This window comes from Kluyvera sp. (assembly GCF_965301105.1).
Genome location: NZ_CBDKZX010000030.1, coordinates 1 through 16,120, shown reverse-complemented (window position 1 = coordinate 16,120; position 16,120 = coordinate 1). Strand labels below are relative to the sequence as shown.

The window sequence follows — 16,120 nt, the reverse complement described above, 5'->3', positions numbered from 1 at the left end:
TGCCTTCACCCTCTCCCGCGATGATCCTTTACATGCAGCGGGTATCCTCACATAGTAATTAAAATTGTGAGCGAATCGCAAATACATCAAGGAACCACCACTATGAGCCCTCAACCTCTCTCTTTGGCCGCCGTACTCGCCCGCCGCGACTGGGAAAATCCCGCCGTCACCCAGCTCAACGCGCTGGCCGCCCATCCGCCCTTTTCCAGCTGGCGTGAGGCCGATGACGCCCGCCGGGACGCCGTATCACCGTCGCGGCAACTTCTCAATGGTCGCTGGCAGTTCAGCTACTTCACGCAACCGGAGTCGGTACCGGAAAGCTGGTTGCAGCACGACCTGGCGGACGCCCACAGCATTGCGGTTCCTGCCAACTGGCAGATGCTGGGTTACGATGCGCCCATTTACACCAACGTCACCTATCCCATTCCGGTTAATCCGCCGTTTGTACCGCAGGATAACCCTACGGGATGTTATTCGCTCACATTTAACGTTAATCCACAATGGCTGATCGACGGGCAGACGCGCATTATCCTCGACGGTGTCAACTCGGCCTTTCACCTGTGGTGTAACGGCCAGTGGGTCGGCTACGCGCAGGACAGCCGCTTGCCGTCAGAGTTTGATCTTAGTGAGCTGCTGGTTGACGGCGAGAACCGCCTGGCGGTGATGGTGCTGCGCTGGAGCGACGGCACCTATCTCGAAGATCAGGACATGTGGCGGATGAGCGGTATTTTCCGCGATGTTACGCTGCTGCATAAACCGACCACTCGCCTGAGCGACGTCCAACTGGTTACCCAGCTCAACGACGAATTCAGCCGCGGCACGCTGGAAGCGACCGTGATGGTTGAAGGCGATATCACCCGCGATACGCGCGTCGCCGTCCAGTTGTGGCAAGACGATCGTCTGGTGGGCGAAGCAGAGCAGCCGCTCGGCAGCGACATCATTGATGAGCGTGGCGGTTATGCCGATCGTACTACGCTGCGCCTGCCGGTGGCGCAGCCCGCGCTGTGGAGTGCGGAAGTCCCCGCGCTTTATCGCACCGTGGTGCTGCTCAAACGCGGCGATACGCTGGTTGAGGCGGAAGCCTACGACACCGGCTTCAGAAAGGTTGAAATCAGCGGCGGGCTGCTGAAAGTGAACGGTCAGCCGCTGCTGATTCGCGGCGTTAACCGCCATGAACATCATCCGGATAACGGCCAGGTGATGGACATCGACACCATGCGTCAGGATATCCTGCTGATGAAGCAGAATAACTTCAACGCGGTGCGCTGTTCCCACTACCCTAATCATCCGCAATGGTATCGGCTGTGCGATTACTACGGCCTGTACGTGGTGGATGAAGCGAATATTGAAACCCACGGGATGGTGCCGATGCGCCGTCTCAGCGATGACCCTCGCTGGCTGCCGGCGATGAGCGAGCGCGTCACCCGCATGGTGCAGCGCGACCGCAATCACCCGTCGATTATTATCTGGTCGCTGGGTAACGAGTCCGGGCATGGCGATAATCACGACGCGTTGTATCGCTGGATCAAATCCAACGATCCCTCCCGCCCTGTCCACTATGAAGGCGGCGGTGCAAACAGCGCCGCCACCGATATCATCTGCCCGATGTATGCTCGCGTCGACCAGGATCAACCGTTCCCGGCGGTGCCAAAATGGTCCATCAAAAAATGGGTCGGCATGACGGATGAAAACCGTCCGCTGATCCTCTGCGAATACGCGCATGCGATGGGCAACAGTCTTGGCGGTTTCCATAAATACTGGCAGGCTTTCCGTCAGTATCCCCGTTTGCAGGGCGGCTTTATCTGGGACTGGGTCGACCAGTCGCTCAACAAACGCGATGAAAACGGTCAAACCTTCTCCGCCTATGGCGGTGACTTTGGCGATACGCCGAACGACCGTCAGTTCTGTATGAACGGCCTGGTATTCGCCGACCGCACCCCGCACCCGTCGCTGTATGAAGCGCGTTACGCCCAGCAGTTTTTCCAGTTCCGCTGGCTTGCCGACAATCAGCTGGAAGTCACCAGCGAATACCTGTTCCGTACCACCGACAATGAGCAGCTGTGCTGGACGGTGAAGCTCGAGGGTGAATCGCTTGCCAGCGGCAGCGTGCCGCTGACTATTGCGCCACAGGGGAAACAGACGATCGCCCTCGATCTGCCGTCGATCGCCCGCAGCGGCGAGGTATGGCTGAATGTCGAAGTTAGGCAGAACGCCGCCACCCGCTGGAGTGAAGCCGGACACGTCTGCGCCCGCGAGCAGTGGCAACTGCCGGGTCTGCTTAACGCGGAATCCGTCGTCACCCGCGGCAAAACTCCGGTACTGACGCAAAGCGATACTCATTATTTCATTGCCCACGGCGAGCAGCAGTGGCAGTTCGATCGTGCCAGCGGCCTGCTGACGCAGTGGGTCAGCCACGGCCAGAACGTTCTGCTGACGCCGCTCCAGGATCAATTCACCCGCGCGCCGCTGGATAACGACATTGGCGTCAGCGAAGTGACGCGTATCGATCCCAATGCCTGGGTTGAGCGCTGGAAAGCGGCCGGTTATTACACCATGGCGTGCCATACCGTCAGCCTGAGCGCCGATACGCTGACAGAATCGCAGACGGTACAACTCAGCTCCGAGCATCACTGGCTGGCGCACGGTAAGTTGCTGTTTATCAGCCGCAAAACTTACATTATTGATAATCAGGGCGAGCTACAAATTAGCGTTGATGTTGACGTCGCCCGCGGCACGCCGTCTCCGGCGCGCATCGGCCTGACCTGCCAGCTGGCGGAAGTCGCGCCGCAGGTCAGCTGGTTGGGGCTGGGGCCGCATGAAAACTACCCCGATCGTCAGGCGTCGGCCCACTACGATCGCTGGCAGCTTCCGCTAGCTGAGATGTACACGCCGTACGTCTTCCCGAGCGAAAACGGCCTGCGCTGCGGTACTCAACGTCTGGAATATGGCGCCAATCTCTGGCGCGGTAATTTCCAGTTCAACCTCAGCCGCTATAGCCAGTCTCAGTTGCATAACACCTCACACCGGCACCTGCTGGTCGAAGAAGCCGGAAGCTGGCTGAATATTGATGGCTTCCATATGGGCGTTGGCGGCGATGACTCCTGGAGCCCGAGCGTTTCCGCAGAGTATCTGCTGCAAGAGCCGCATTATCACTACAGTCTGCGCTGGGCGCGTCGCTAGCCCGGCTGTAAGCGTAAAAATCCACGCCGACGCGTGGATTTTTTTATGCGTGCGCGAAAGCTCACCATATGATAATCGTATTCCTACAAACGCTTATGATTATCACGCTTTATATTACGGGAAGAATGGATGTTGATGAAAACAACGGCCTCAGCGCCTCACGAGGTCAGAGCACAGTTTCGCGCCGGGGTAGTCGCCTGCTTTCCGACGATTCCCGGCTACTGGAGCATTGGTTTTGCCGCCGGAGCTATCGGCACACTTTCGGGTTTCACGACCCTGCAAACGGCGCTACTGGCCAGCCTGCTGTACGCCGGGTCGGCACAATTTTTATTCTACTCGCTGTGGGCCGCGGGCGCGGAGGTGGCATCGGTGGTGATCAGCGTTCTGCTGGTCAACCTGCGCTATCTGCTGATGAGTTCGGCGATGAGCGTCTTCTTTCGCGAGCACACCACCACCCAAAAAATCCTCAGCGGCCTACTGCTGACCGACGAAACCTTTGGCGTGGCGGTGCAGTACGGCGGCGCGCACAGCAAAGTCCCGTTTGCCTGGATGCTGGGGATTAACGTCGCCGCCTGGCTGAACTGGATCCTCGCCTGTATCGTAGGCGCCGGTCTGGCCTCCGCGCTGCCGCCCGCGCTGATGGAAGGATTGAGCTTTAGCCTTGTCTCTATGTTTATCGGCCTGGTGCTGATGTTGTGGTTCGCCAGCCGTCGTCGGCTGCTGGAGACCGTTGCTATCGCCGTCTCGGTGTTGATTACGCTGTTCATGGCCGGCCATACTGACACCAGCGTGGTGGTGATTGTCGCCGCGTCCGTTTCCGCAACGCTTGCCACGCTGGGACTGCGTTTGTTCGCGAAGGGAGAACAATAAAATGGAACGCAATATTCTGCTCGCCATTATTGCTTCGGCGGTGGTGACCGCGCTGATGAGGACCGTGCCGGTTCTTTTGCTATCTCGCTTTCGCATGCCGCCCGCGCTACAGCAGTGGCTCAGCTTTATCCCGGCCGCCATTATGTCGGCGATTATCGCCGCAGAGCTTATCGGCAAACCGGCGCTCACGCCCGGCGGGGTGAGCATTTCGCTGCTCGCCGCGGCAGCGGCGACGCTTATCGGCATACTCAGCCGCAGCCTGTTTGCCACGGTGATTGCCGGAATGGTGGCCTTTACCGGGCTCAGCTTCCTTCTCACCTGATGTAACATGGCGTTCTGCTGACAACAGAACGCCTGTTACGGTCGCGTTACTCCGCAGCAGGTGCTTTCACCCGTACGCCTGCCAGCACCACCATCATCGCCACCACCAGCAGCACACCGCTGGCGGTAAAGACGCCGCTGGCGCCGTTAAGATCGAAAACCAACCCGCCGCCTGCCGCGCCTGCGCTGATGGCCAGTTGAATGGAGGCCACCAGCAGGCCACCGGCGCTTTCTGCTTCATCCGGTACCGTGGTGGCAAGCCAGGTTGACCAACCTACCGGCACCAGGCCGAAGGCAAATCCCCACAGGCTCACCAGCAGGCCGTCCAGCAGCGCCAGATGACCGAAGGCCACCATCATCAACGCCAGAATCCCCATCGCCAACGGCACCAACGCCAGCGTCAGGCGCAGGTTCCGCGCCAGCAGATGCCCGGCGATTGACGTGCCGACAAAATTCGCCACGCCAAAACCCAGCAAAATCAGCGAAATGGTTTCCACGCTTGCCTGACCAACCGTTTCAAGGAACGGGCGCAGGTAGGTGAAGAAGGCAAAATGACCGCTGAAAATGAAAATGGTCGCCAGCAGCCCGCCCACCATGCCAGGGCGACGCAGCACTTTAAACAACGTGCCAAGGCTCGCGCCGCTGTCCGGACGCATGGACGGCAACACCCATAGCTGCCACAGCAGCGCCAACGCGCCGGGCACCACGCAAAGAATAAAAACGTTACGCCAGCCAATCAGACTACCGAGAAAGCTGCCGAGCGGTGCGGCGACGACGGTGGCTATCGACACACCGGCAAAGATAATCGACAACGCTTTTGGCACATCGCTCGCCGGCACCAGCCGCATCGTGGTCGCCGTCGACATCGCCCAGAAGCCGCCAATCGCCACGCCCAGCAGCAGTCGCCCTAATAACAACACGTGCAGCGACGGCGCAAACGCCACCAGCAGGCTGGAGACAATTTGCAGCAGGGTAAAGAACATCAGCACCCAACGACGGTCGATGCTTTTGGTGGCCGACGTAATCAGCAGCCCGGTCACCAACGCCACCAGCGCGGTCGCCGTCACCGTTTGCCCGGCAACGCCCTCGCTCACGCCGAGGCTTGCCGCCATTGGTGTAAGCAAGCTGGCCGGTAAAAACTCGGCGGTAATCAAACCAAAAACCCCCAGCCCAAGCGACCATACGGCACGCCAGGCGGGTTTGGCCGGGGCTAAAGACCCGCTTTCAGCGACGCATGAATTCATCTGTTACTCTCCCGTTATGAAAATGTGATATATGTCGCAAAGCATAGAAAGTTCCGCCTGGACGATCTATGACATATAATCTCCAATTATTGATAATTCGTCCGGAGTTGCGCCCATGAGCCACCATGCCCCCGATTTAATCAGCGAGCTGCTGCGCGGAATGCGCCTGTCCGGCGTTAAATATCGCCGTATTGAAGCCAGCTCGCCCTTTGGCGTGGCTTTCGGTCGGGCATCAGGCAAAGCGCAGTTTCACTTTGTCAGCCAGGGCCCTGCGCTCTTAAGAACCGAGAGCGGCGCGCGCTTCGAGCTACAGAGCGGCGATGCGCTGTTTATTCCCAACGGCGATGCTCACGCCCTGCTGTCGGATGATCACGCTATCGTGACGCCACTCGCCGACTTTCCCAGCGAGCCGATTTGCAGTTCAGTGTGCGATATTCACTGCCAGCCCTGCCCCGACGGTGGCAACGTGGTTATATTCAGTGGATGTATGGATTTCGATCTTGGCGGCATGCAGCCGCTGGTGAAAGCGATGCCAGAAGTGATGATGGTGAGCCGCCTGATGTCGACCTGGCCGGAAATCCACCCCTTGCTTTCCGCCATGGAGCGTGAAGCACAGGGCCGCCAGGTCGGATTTGCCGGGATCCTTGCCCGTCTCGCGGATGTCGTAGCAGCACTGATTGTCCGTGGCTGGGTGGAAGCAGGCTGCGGCAAAGCCACCGGTTGGATTCAGGTGCTGCGCGATCCACGCCTCAGCCGCGCCATCTACGCGATGCATCAGCAGCCCGGCATCAACTGGAGTGTGGCGGACTTAGCCAAAGAAGCCGGTACTTCTCGCTCGGTGTTCGCTGAACGATTCCTCTCCGCGACCGGCACCACGCCGGCGAAATACCTGGGCGAACTGCGCATGCGGCTGGCGGTACAGTATATCGGCCAGGAGCAACAGGCGATTGAGACCGTGGCGCTCAAACTCGGCTATGGCTCAGTTGCCGCGTTCAGTCGGGCGTTTAAACGCGTTGTCGGGCATTCACCGGGAGCACTACGCGAAAATAGTGAGGTTGCTCCAGAGGTATAGTTGCTACGCCCGGCCATCATAATACACGTGAGGATAGCTGTTCGTGTTTTACCGTTAATATGGCCGCGCGTGAGTCGCTTGAATTATTTGCATCATGAATGAATAATGCCTTAATAACCGAATAAAAAACCTTACCGTTTCTTATTTCCAACTTGTTCATAACATTTCGTTTGATGGCGCTAATTCTTTTCTCTGAACGACCGGTAATGCGCGTCAATAGTTCAGGTTTTATTCCCATGCTCAACGCCAGTAGAATAAACAGTTCATTATCGGAAAGCGAAAAATAAAGCGACTTCTCTGCTTCGCTATTCACTCCCGGCGAATATATATCAATCAGCATTTCGCTGTGGTTATTCTTAATGTTATACACCACCAACCCACTCGCGCTACGCAGCAGGTAACCGATAATCAGAGGCGAGACAACCTCTGTCAGTACCATGATGTTTTTACAGGAAAAAAGATGTGCATCCCGGGCTAACCGCTGAACTGACAAGGTGATATCCAGGTCGTTGAGAATAACGATGAAATCCAGAGCGACGTGTCCTATTCGACAGACACGCGTCTCTTTTTGAGGCGTGTTAAGAAGTTGCTGAATACCAAAATTCAGAAAAGCGTCATCACTGTAACTGACTACCTTCATATTCTTCCCTCCCCTGGAAATACACTTTACAATTAAAACACTAACGATTATGAAATGTCATTTCAATGTAATTAAAGTCCATAATTGGACTGCGCTATTTTTTATTTTAAATATATATTCTCACCGACCACAAAAAGATTAGTCCTGGACTCACGGAAAACGAGAATTATCGTAAAATATCAATCACTCATTCTTCTGACGCATGCTATACTTTACGCATATTATTCACTGAGAAATAAGTCATGTCGCAATCAGATGATTCATCTCGTTCATTGCATGCATTTGAGTTTAGTCAAAAAACGAAACCACTAAAGGCAATTATGGCGCTGCATTCTATTCTGGCGCCGTTTGGTAGCGCATTTACTTTAAATCCCTCTGCCAAAATGTTGCTCAGTAATGATAGAGAAACTGCTTTTATTGTGTTGGTCACCACCGGCTGCTTTTCCGTTAGCCATGCTCAGGTTGATTTGCATATGGCAACGGTGTTCGCGCCAACGGTGGTGGGGCTTATCGACGGCTACAGTCTGTACTACGATGTGCCGGCCAGGCCGCAACACTATATTCGCGCCGAGACCGAATGTACCGGCTGGATTATCCCGCTGGATACCTTCGTCGAGAAGTGTGATGAGTTTAATCTCTGGCATGATATCGCGCGGATCCTCGCTCAGCGCGTAATGGTGATGAGCGCCCGTGACAGCGAAATGGTCGGCAACGATGCCTACAGTAAAATCCGCTCGCTGCTCATGGAGCTGTGGCTTTACCCGGAAGACATTCGACGACAGATTAAAGTCTCTTCTTTTATTCAGCGGCGAACCCGCATCTCCCGCAGCCGAATAATGGACGTACTCGCTGAATTAAAAAAAGGTCACTATATTGAAGTGCAATCTGGCGTTCTGGTTTATATGGATAAATTACCGACCGCGTTCTAATTATGAGTAAACCGAGTCCTTCGGTTAATATCCTTTGAGCTTCTGTTTTTAACGTTTTGCCGGCGAACGTTAAGCCCAGGAATACATTGATCTGAATAACATTATCGAACATATCGACATCGCCCCCTATCGCTATTCCAGTCAGCAACAACAGTTCGCCCCCCAGACGATTAGTTCAGCGCCTGTTGATGCGCGGGCATCACTCGTCCGTAGTCATTGATCGTTTGCCATTGCACCCTGCAGGGACCGTCAACCGGGCAGCCGGATGTCGTTACGCGGCTAAAGGGTGCCACCATCCCGACGTTATTCACCGCAATACCATTGAGTTGAAGATGAAAAAGCGTGACGTAATACGGTGTCGGATTATTGACCTGCACCTGCATTCCGGCGCGTTGCCACGTGAGTTGACGATAGGCGTCCTCTTCGCGTCCCTTCAGCCCCAGCGGGCGAAAGAAGAGTTTCATACGACTACGAATCGCCACCTGAAGTGAATTTGGCGAAGGCTTACCCTGCGTTTGCGGAATGCTGGCCACGCTGAGCCAGAACAGACTTTCGCGATCGTCCGGCAGGTCTCCGCCAGTACGTATAATTCGAATAATATTGCTGTGCCCCGCCGCGAGAGGAAACAGCGGTGGCGTGGTCATAAACGGCACATCACGGGTAGCCTGGCCCTGCGCATCAAGCACTTTTGACAGCAGCAGAAAACGCTGCTGCGAGGTATTGTTGACCGTAAAAGTGATGCTCGATTTGTCGGCATTGAAGATAAAGCGGGTTCCCTCAACGACCACGCCAGCTTGTGCGTAACAACAGGTGAAAGCCGCTATGCATAATACTATCCAGTTGATCATCAGCATCCTGCCTTATTGCCAGGTCAGCGTGAAAGTGGCCGTGGCATTTGCCGCGCCGCTGGTCACATTATCCGCCGTCGACAAATAGCGGGCGTAAAAGAGAAAGGTGTTATCCGCAAGCGTCGGGTCAATCGGATAGGTTGCCGATGCCGTATTCAGCGGTAATCGGCTGTGATCCGCGCTTTGCAGCTCGATACCAATGCCGCTGGCGGCCTCGGCGCCATCCAGTGCCAGCAGTTCCCGATCGGTTCCGTCTGCCGTCCCCGTAAAGGTAAAATCCACCCCGCTGGCGGCAGCACCGCACTTTTGCAAGTCAATCACAAAGGCGACGGGTTGAGAGCCGCTGCCCTTTGCTGAGAATTGTTTGCCGGGAATATCTCCCAACGGCACGCTTTGCGCCTGCGATTGCGGTGCGACAATGCAGGTATTCGCCTGAATCGTACCGCTGACATAGACCTGCCCGTCATGGGCCTGCGCGGCAAAGCTGCTGAGTAGCAACAGCATACCGACAAGAAGAGTACGATTTTTCATTACTGATAACTCAGGTCAAAGTACATCACTGACGACGCGTTACCCGCGGTCACCGGGATCTTCGTCGCCTTGTAGCGCAAGAAGAAGGTCAGCGTATTGTTATCGCCTTCTTGCAAAGACTGGCTAGCGCTGTCGGTGTTGATCGCCACGCTATTTTTATTCGCATCAAGGATCTCCACGCCCACGCCTGCGGCCATCCCCCCCGCACCCGCGGTATCAGAAAGCGCCAGCAGCTTGCTGTTATCGTTATCCGCCGTACCGCTAAACTTCACCGTTGCGCCGCTGATGCCGCTGCTGCAGTTGTTCAACCGAATCAGCAGGTCCGCCGACGGAGAAACATCACCGACCGACGAAAACAGCGTGCTGGCGAAATTGCCGATATACACCGTCTGCAGCGTATCTGCGGTTTCCACGTCGCAGGTCGACGCAATCACCGTGCCGCTCATATCGATCTCGACGCCATTATCTGAGGCGTGGGCGACGGACATCATCATGCTCATCGCCAACAGCCCAATACTCCGTTTGCTCATCATTCACGCCACCTTAGTTAAAATCGACCACGATATACGCTTGCGCATGGAACACCCCCTGCTGCGGTTTGTTGCCGGTGGCGCTGATGGGGAACACGGTGAAGGGTACCGTCGCCGCATAGTTATCCAGTTGGAAAGGGATCGTGCCGGTGTTGGGCGTAATTACGTTGCCGAGAATATCAGTGAACTGCACAGCGATATCTTTATTGTCAGTGGCGATGGCCGACGGCTCGTTGCTGTCCGCCTGCCCCTGAAAGCGAAAACTCAGACTGGCCATCTCGGAGATGCCGCCCGCACACTTAACCGGTACCTGCTCGGCAATCGGGGTAAAGCCCGACGGTTTTTGCCCTTTGGTTTTAAAGTTGCCCGAGGCGATATTGCCAAAGTTGATGGTGATAACCTGGTTACCGTTCACCTCACAGCTTTGCGGCACCGTGATGGAGCCGCTAAATGAGATGGTGTAAACCGGCGTGCCAAACGGCGAGCTGTTAGTCCGGTTCACATAGACGTTGAACAGATGCGTCTGTGGGATGGTGACGTTGCCAACAAACGGTTTGGCAATTTTAATCTGCAGCGTGATATTGGAGTCGGAGACCGGAAAATTACAGCCGTTGGAGACGCAGTTATCCTCCCCCATCCGCGCATAGTTTGTCGGTGCATAGACGTCCCCCGCCACGGCATCCGTTACCCTTAGCGCCCCTTCCAGATAGTCGTTCAGCGACAGATACTTCCAGTTGCCTGATGTCTCCACCACCGGATAATTCGAGACATAAGAACGATAGGTGTAGTTGCTGGTCTCACCAAATGTTTTCGGGCACACGGCATTCATATGAATATCGCCGGAACGCACAACCTGCGTGGTTTTACCCGCCACGTTAGTATCGGCATTCAGTGACGTCGAGACGTCAAAGTTCTCGTTCTGCGTTGAGCCAGAGGCGTTGGTACAGCTGTCGGACGAGCCGGCGTACGCCGTATTCATCGCGACAACACACATTATGCAAAACGCTATTTTTAAAACGTATTTCATGGTGGTTTCCCAAAAACTAGCGGCAGGTTGCCGTCAGGCGGTTAAATTCCGACATCTGGTCTGAAGAAAGCTGGTAATGCGCGGAGCAACGTTTGTCGGCATCTTCCCCCCACTGCACCGTCAACATCCCGGACGACGGCAAGCCGGAGAGATAGACCTGCCCGTCATCCCCCACCAGGCTACTGAGCTGGCTATCGTCAAGCGTGACCGTTGAGCCAAACGGCACCGGTTTTTGATTTTTCAGTACCGTAATCAGCGCGCGGGCCCCAACGTGAGCGTTAAAATCAGCGCGCACTAACGCGCCCTGCGTCGGCACCACGTTGACCACCGCATCATCGATATCCACGTTGCTCCCCATTGAGTTGGTATCGAGCGCAACGCGATTCTGCCGATAGGTCGTGGCGTAGGGCACCACCGCGTAGCCGCGCCAGTCAGTTTTAATCCCGGTGGTATTTTCCAGCTCAACGCCCGCCGCGCCTGGCGCTTTCACCAGAATATTGGTGTCTCCCAACGGTTGACTTAACGTGACACCGTCACGATGAACCACCACGCCGCCGCTCATCCCGTAGTTGCGCTGGTGATAGCCGTCGCTGTAGTTGTATCCCGCTTTCAGGTTGCCGTAGGTGCCCTGGTAGTTCAGGCTGGCGTTACCGCTGTCGCCGGTACCGTGGTTCGCGTAGCTTTCCTGGACGTTATAACTGAGGTTGTTTTCAGCCAGCAGCGTACCGTTGACGCCGGCGGTTTGTGACGTTTTACCGTGACGATCGGTGCTCATGTTATAGGAGGCATTCAGCGTGTTGGCGGCGTGATACATATCGGCATTGCCGCCGGATAACCATTCGCCCAGCGGTAATGAAAGCGTAAAAGCGTAGACCTGGTCGGCTTCGCTCTCGCCTGGCGAACGGTCATAGTTCCAGGTTAAACCGTAAGAAATATCGTTCCAGGTGCCGTTGTAGCCCACCTGAATTAACCTGTCGGTTTCGTCGGTATGCCAGTAGCTTTGCTCAGAGCCGGTGACAAACAACGAGCCGTGCTCCCCCACCGTCTGCGAGATGTTGAGCTGAACCTTGCCCTTTTTGGTGTAGTAGAGATTGTAAAAATCGGTCCACTCCGGCTTGTCCTGCTGGCCATCATGATCGTCATCCTGCCAGCTATCGTCGCCGGTATAGCCTTCCATATGCCGATAGGTGGTTTCATCGAGGGTATAAAAACCCTGCGTCGAATAGCGATAGCCCAGCAGCTGGAAATTAGTCCCCAGGCCGTTTAGCGCCTTGGCATACAGGAAACGGACGGACTGCCCTTCATGCTGGCTGCCGTCGACCAGCGTACTGTTCGCCTGGGTCACATCAACCGATAGCGCCCCGACATCGCCCATATTCAGCCCCAGTCCCAGCGCAAATGCCCGATAATCATCGCTAGCCTGGCTGCCGCCGTAGGCGGTGAAGCCCTTTGGCAGCCCCCAAATTAACGTTCCCTGGGCAAAATTCACCTCTTCCTGCTGATCGTTGCTGCTGCGATATTTACCCGCAGTGAGGGCATATTTGATCCGTCCTTCGCGCTGCAGCAGCGGCACTGCCGAATAAGGCACGCTATAGCTGTTTTCGCTGCCGTCGGTTTCCTGTACGGTCACCAGCAGATCGCCGCTGGATGAGGTGGGATAGAGATCGGTAATCGCAAAGGCGCCGGGCGAGACGTAGGTTTGATAAATGACGTAGCCGTTCTGCTTGATGGTGACTTTGGCGTTGCTGCGCGCGATGCCGCGTACCGTCGGTGCAAAGCCCTTCAGACTGTCGGGTAGCATATTATCGTCCGAGACCAGCTGCGCGCCGCGAAAGCTCAGTGAATCAAACACATCGGAAGGGGTATAGCTCTCGCCCAGCGTCATTTCGGCTTTTAGCGGGATAATCGTCCGTTCAACATAGGTGCTGATGTGCTCCCATGAATTCTGTGAGCTGCCCTCGCCATGGCTATAGTTCCACGTCGAATAATCGCGCAGACGCCAGGCGCCCAGATTCAGGCCGCTTTGCAGATTAAGATAGTCGCTGTCCTGATGGCTGGTGCCGCCGCTGCTGCTACCGGAGAAATCATAGTTCAGCGTCAGGGCGTTAATCCCCTGATCCCACTGCTCCGGCGGAATATAGCCGCGCGCGCTTTGCTTCATACCGGCCTGCGGAATACTGATATCAAGTTTCTGGTGCTCAAAATCAAAGTGGGTGCTGGCATCCGGAATATCGGCAAACGGTACGCAGCTGTCTTTCGGCAGCGCTTTCAACGCCGGAAACGCATTTTTATTCAATCCCATCGCTTCCAGCCGGGTAAGGGTGAAACAGGGCGTCAGCCCGGTATCATCCTGGCTTTTTTTATCAGCTTGAAAAGTGACATCCTCGCTCGCGACAAATTGTTGGTTCACCGAGATATCGACGCGATATTTACCCGGTGCCTGCCCGTTGCTATTTTCAAAGCGTGACAGGTCTGCCACCGCCGAACTGTCACCGGAAAGGAAAGCCGGGTTGAAATAATTGTCCGCGTAGCCCATAGACGGCATGACGCCCAACGCGACCGGCAAAATAACGAGGTAGCGTTGTTTATATTCCAGCCACGCTTGTAGGGTAATACGAATACGGAATGCCATTATTTTGCCGACCTGTCCCGGTAATTATTCCATCACTGCGTTTTGTTTTGGTGTATTTGCCCCATAGTCATTCACCGTCTGGAAGGTAATCTGACCGTGAGCGTTATGAGGGACAGACACCGTGCTTTGCCCCATTGGCGGCACCATGGTGGCCGGCAGCTCGGCGGCTCCGTCCATCAGCTGCACCAGCGTGATGTAATAAGGCGTCGGGTTTTTGACGACCAGTTGCGCGCCCGACTGATGAAAACGCAGGTGGTTCGGAGCGTCCGCCGACTTCATTGCCAGCCCCGCCGGACGAATAAACAGCTTAATGCGATTCAGAACCGCAATTTGCAGGGTATTTTTATTCTGTGAATCTTTGCTCGCCGCCGGAATCGCCTTCACGTTCATCCAGTAAAGGCTTTCTCTGTCTTTAGGCAGCGCGTTATCCTGGCCGATAAACATCACCCGGAGCGTATTTTCTTTCTTCGGTTTAATCACAAATAACGGCGGCGTGACGACAAAGTCGCTGCTTTTATGGCTATCGGCATTCTCAACCCACGACTGAATTAAAAACACGCCCTTGCTGTCGGTATTATTGACCGACAACGATATCTGCTCGCTGCCCTGCGGATAAATAACGCGAGTGGAGCCCAGAGCAATACCGCCATAATCCGCCGCATGCGCGAGCGGTGACAGAGAGATAAGCGTTAACGCCGTCAACAGCGCACGGGTACGAGAAATAATGAACATGATTTACCTATAAAAATACGGCCGCCGCAGCGGGAAATTACATGTAGGTCAGCGTGAACCAGGTTTGCGCGTCCGCCTCGCCGGGCGTAACATTGGCCGCCGTGGCCCTATATTTGGCGATAAAACTCAACACGTTAGTGTCATCTTTCAACGTGGAAAATCGCTGGGGCTGAGTGTTAGGGATCATCAGATTCCCGGCGCTATCAAAAATGCCAATACCGACATTGCCGGCGCTGCCCGCACCGCTGGTCACCGCCAGAACCGCAGGATCCCTTGCATCCGTCACGCCGTTGAACGCGACGCCAACCTGCTTGCTGATGTTGGTATCGCAATCTTTAAGCACAATGCTGAACGGCTGTGGATGACCCCAGCTACCCGCACCGTTAAAAATGCTGGACCGCACCTGCCCCATTTCCACGGTCTGCGCATCGCTGTTGGTATCCACAACACAGGCCGCTTTCACTACCGCCCCGATAAAATGAACATCGCCACCGGGGACGGTGACAACGTGGTGATGGCCTGCCTGCGCCAGCGACGGCAAACAGGCGAGAAACGCCAGCGCAAGGCCTGACGACATCACTTTCATGGCAACCTCCCCAATCGACACTGCCGTCCATGGCATCTAATTCCTGTCGCGATTACTGGTAGGTAACGTTAAAGGTCGCCGTTGCGTCCACGTTACCTGCTGCCAGCGTGCTGTTCGTCGCGATATAGTCAGCGGAGAAGCTCATGGTGTTATCACCGTCGATGAGTGTCGCCGCTTTGGAGGCTTTGCCGAGATCCAGCGCGGTACCATCGGTGTCGTAAATCTGGATACCCACGCCCTGCGCACCACCCGCGCCCGCGGTGTTATCCAGCACACTGGAATACCCTGCCGCCGCCGTGCCGTTAAAGGTCACAGACGCCTGTGTTGACACATTGGTATCGCAATCCGTCAGCTTGATGGTGAAGGGGGTTTTTTGGTTGGCAACGTTACCGGCAGCCGGGGTTTCGCCAAACGCGGCAAGGCGAACCTGCCCCATATCCACGGTTTTATTGATCGAGTCTTCCGCTACCGCACAGGCCGCATTCACAACCGACCCGGTAAAGTGTACCGAGCCACCGGTCACCGTGGTTGGGCCCAGGAGCTCGCTGACATCCGTTGATGCCGCCATTGCGGAGCCCCCAACCATCGTTAATGCCAGCGCCAGTGCTTTAACCGTAAAATTTTTCATTGCTTATTGTCCTTGAACAGTCCAAACGAATATTTCCATGATAATTAAGACAAAAACAGGGAACGTTCCCATTAAATATTAATTAAACGGTTCGCTGCGTTATTTAAAATGAGGTTATTTTTACCAATACCATCGCTAAAAATAATATTTTGTCTTCAGACCATCCCGATCCGACGCCGCCGATTATCCACAATGCGATTAATGTTTTACAACGTCGTTTTTTTCCGATAGTGGACAGTTATTTTTTGCGCGCAACAGCTTTCATACGAAACAATTGCTATATCACGCTGTTATTAAAGGAAATTAATTCTTTAAAAAATGTTAATTTTTTGTTTTTATACCCATAAGGG

Annotated in this window: 15 protein-coding genes; 5 read left to right on the top strand and 10 right to left on the bottom strand. The window is 55.2% G+C overall.

Annotated elements, in window-relative coordinates; genetic code table 11:
• The first annotated feature begins 102 nt into the window (after window positions 1–102).
• The 3 genes from ACW14G_RS12240 (at window position 103) to ACW14G_RS12230 (ending at window position 4,372) form a co-directional block, all read left to right on the top strand.
• Complete coding sequence (locus ACW14G_RS12240) at window positions 103–3,180, top strand: beta-galactosidase (RefSeq protein WP_419058296.1); 3,078 nt, start codon at window positions 103–105, stop codon at window positions 3,178–3,180.
• Between the two features lie 129 nt (window positions 3,181–3,309).
• A complete protein-coding gene (locus ACW14G_RS12235; protein ID WP_249023142.1) occupies window positions 3,310–4,050 on the top strand; it encodes an AzlC family ABC transporter permease in 741 nt (246 codons plus the stop codon).
• Window position 4,051: 1 nt separating this feature from the next.
• Window positions 4,052–4,372, top strand: a complete 321-nt coding sequence (locus ACW14G_RS12230; protein WP_249023141.1) for an AzlD domain-containing protein — start codon at window positions 4,052–4,054, stop codon at window positions 4,370–4,372.
• Window positions 4,373–4,418: 46 nt separating this feature from the next.
• Here the strand turns inward: ACW14G_RS12230 and ACW14G_RS12225 are convergent, their stop codons facing one another.
• Window positions 4,419–5,615 carry an MFS transporter gene (locus ACW14G_RS12225; protein WP_249023140.1) on the bottom strand — a complete coding sequence of 399 codons (1,197 nt, stop codon included), beginning with the start codon at window positions 5,613–5,615 and terminating at the stop codon, window positions 4,419–4,421.
• A 115-nt stretch (window positions 5,616–5,730) separates the two neighbouring features.
• Between ACW14G_RS12225 and ACW14G_RS12220 the strand changes: the two genes are divergently transcribed.
• Window positions 5,731–6,687: an AraC family transcriptional regulator gene (locus tag ACW14G_RS12220; protein WP_167575636.1), complete on the top strand. Its 957-nt coding sequence runs from the start codon at window positions 5,731–5,733 to the stop codon at window positions 6,685–6,687.
• Window positions 6,688–6,703: 16 nt separating this feature from the next.
• On the opposite strand, the gene ACW14G_RS12215 is transcribed toward ACW14G_RS12220, so the two are convergent.
• Entirely contained in the window at window positions 6,704–7,327 is a 624-nt protein-coding gene (locus tag ACW14G_RS12215; protein ID WP_167575635.1) for a hypothetical protein, read from the bottom strand.
• A gap of 242 nt (window positions 7,328–7,569) precedes the next feature.
• Here ACW14G_RS12215 and ACW14G_RS12210 point away from each other — a divergent pair, with 242 nt between their 5' ends.
• Window positions 7,570–8,256 carry a helix-turn-helix domain-containing protein gene (locus ACW14G_RS12210; protein WP_167575634.1) on the top strand — a complete coding sequence of 229 codons (687 nt, stop codon included), beginning with the start codon at window positions 7,570–7,572 and terminating at the stop codon, window positions 8,254–8,256.
• Window positions 8,257–8,426: 170 nt separating this feature from the next.
• Here the strand turns inward: ACW14G_RS12210 and ACW14G_RS12205 are convergent, their stop codons facing one another.
• The 8 genes from ACW14G_RS12205 to ACW14G_RS12170 form a co-directional block, all read right to left on the bottom strand.
• A complete protein-coding gene (locus ACW14G_RS12205) occupies window positions 8,427–9,104 on the bottom strand; it encodes a fimbrial biogenesis chaperone (RefSeq protein WP_249023139.1) in 678 nt (225 codons plus the stop codon).
• A 12-nt stretch (window positions 9,105–9,116) separates the two neighbouring features.
• On the bottom strand, window positions 9,117–9,635 hold the full coding sequence (locus ACW14G_RS12200; protein ID WP_249023138.1) for a fimbrial protein: 519 nt from the start codon (window positions 9,633–9,635) through the stop codon (window positions 9,117–9,119).
• Window positions 9,635–10,168, bottom strand: a complete 534-nt coding sequence (locus ACW14G_RS12195; RefSeq protein ID WP_455648605.1) for a fimbrial protein — start codon at window positions 10,166–10,168, stop codon at window positions 9,635–9,637. The genes ACW14G_RS12200 and ACW14G_RS12195 overlap by 1 nt, the downstream gene beginning before the upstream one ends.
• 10 nt (window positions 10,169–10,178) lie before the next feature.
• Window positions 10,179–11,144, bottom strand: coding sequence for a fimbrial protein (locus ACW14G_RS12190; protein ID WP_249023136.1), 966 nt, complete (start codon window positions 11,142–11,144; stop codon window positions 10,179–10,181).
• A gap of 64 nt (window positions 11,145–11,208) precedes the next feature.
• A complete protein-coding gene (locus ACW14G_RS12185; RefSeq protein ID WP_167575630.1) occupies window positions 11,209–13,824 on the bottom strand; it encodes a fimbrial biogenesis usher protein in 2,616 nt (871 codons plus the stop codon).
• Window positions 13,825–13,848: 24 nt separating this feature from the next.
• Window positions 13,849–14,556, bottom strand: a complete 708-nt coding sequence (locus ACW14G_RS12180) for a fimbria/pilus periplasmic chaperone (RefSeq protein ID WP_223802784.1) — start codon at window positions 14,554–14,556, stop codon at window positions 13,849–13,851.
• Between the two features lie 37 nt (window positions 14,557–14,593).
• The gene (locus tag ACW14G_RS12175; protein WP_223802785.1) at window positions 14,594–15,178 is read right to left on the bottom strand and encodes a fimbrial protein; all 585 of its coding nucleotides are present in this window, start codon (window positions 15,176–15,178) and stop codon (window positions 14,594–14,596) included.
• Window positions 15,179–15,194: 16 nt separating this feature from the next.
• Entirely contained in the window at window positions 15,195–15,770 is a 576-nt protein-coding gene (locus tag ACW14G_RS12170; RefSeq protein WP_167575628.1) for a fimbrial protein, read from the bottom strand.
• Between the last annotated feature and the right edge of the window lie 350 nt (window positions 15,771–16,120).

Bases quoted from the DNA above. Each gene is read 5' to 3' on its own strand.
- ACW14G_RS12235 (WP_249023142.1), top strand. From the start codon at position 3,310: ATGTTGATGAAAACAACGGCCTCAGCGCCTCACGAGGTCAGAGCACAG.
- ACW14G_RS12190 (WP_249023136.1), bottom strand. From the start codon at position 11,144: ATGAATACGGCGTACGCCGGCTCGTCCGACAGCTGTACCAACGCCTCT.
- ACW14G_RS12225 (WP_249023140.1), bottom strand. From the start codon at position 5,615: ATGAATTCATGCGTCGCTGAAAGCGGGTCTTTAGCCCCGGCCAAACCC.
- ACW14G_RS12180 (WP_223802784.1), bottom strand. From the start codon at position 14,556: ATGTTCATTATTTCTCGTACCCGTGCGCTGTTGACGGCGTTAACGCTT.
- ACW14G_RS12195 (WP_455648605.1), bottom strand. From the start codon at position 10,168: ATGATGAGCAAACGGAGTATTGGGCTGTTGGCGATGAGCATGATGATG.
- ACW14G_RS12200 (WP_249023138.1), bottom strand. From the start codon at position 9,635: ATGAAAAATCGTACTCTTCTTGTCGGTATGCTGTTGCTACTCAGCAGC.
- ACW14G_RS12185 (WP_167575630.1), bottom strand. From the start codon at position 13,824: ATGGCATTCCGTATTCGTATTACCCTACAAGCGTGGCTGGAATATAAA.
- ACW14G_RS12220 (WP_167575636.1), top strand. From the start codon at position 5,731: ATGAGCCACCATGCCCCCGATTTAATCAGCGAGCTGCTGCGCGGAATG.
- ACW14G_RS12240 (WP_419058296.1), top strand. From the start codon at position 103: ATGAGCCCTCAACCTCTCTCTTTGGCCGCCGTACTCGCCCGCCGCGAC.
- ACW14G_RS12215 (WP_167575635.1), bottom strand. From the start codon at position 7,327: ATGAAGGTAGTCAGTTACAGTGATGACGCTTTTCTGAATTTTGGTATT.
- ACW14G_RS12205 (WP_249023139.1), bottom strand. From the start codon at position 9,104: ATGATCAACTGGATAGTATTATGCATAGCGGCTTTCACCTGTTGTTAC.
- ACW14G_RS12170 (WP_167575628.1), bottom strand. From the start codon at position 15,770: ATGAAAAATTTTACGGTTAAAGCACTGGCGCTGGCATTAACGATGGTT.
- ACW14G_RS12210 (WP_167575634.1), top strand. From the start codon at position 7,570: ATGTCGCAATCAGATGATTCATCTCGTTCATTGCATGCATTTGAGTTT.
- ACW14G_RS12230 (WP_249023141.1), top strand. From the start codon at position 4,052: ATGGAACGCAATATTCTGCTCGCCATTATTGCTTCGGCGGTGGTGACC.
- ACW14G_RS12175 (WP_223802785.1), bottom strand. From the start codon at position 15,178: ATGCCATGGACGGCAGTGTCGATTGGGGAGGTTGCCATGAAAGTGATG.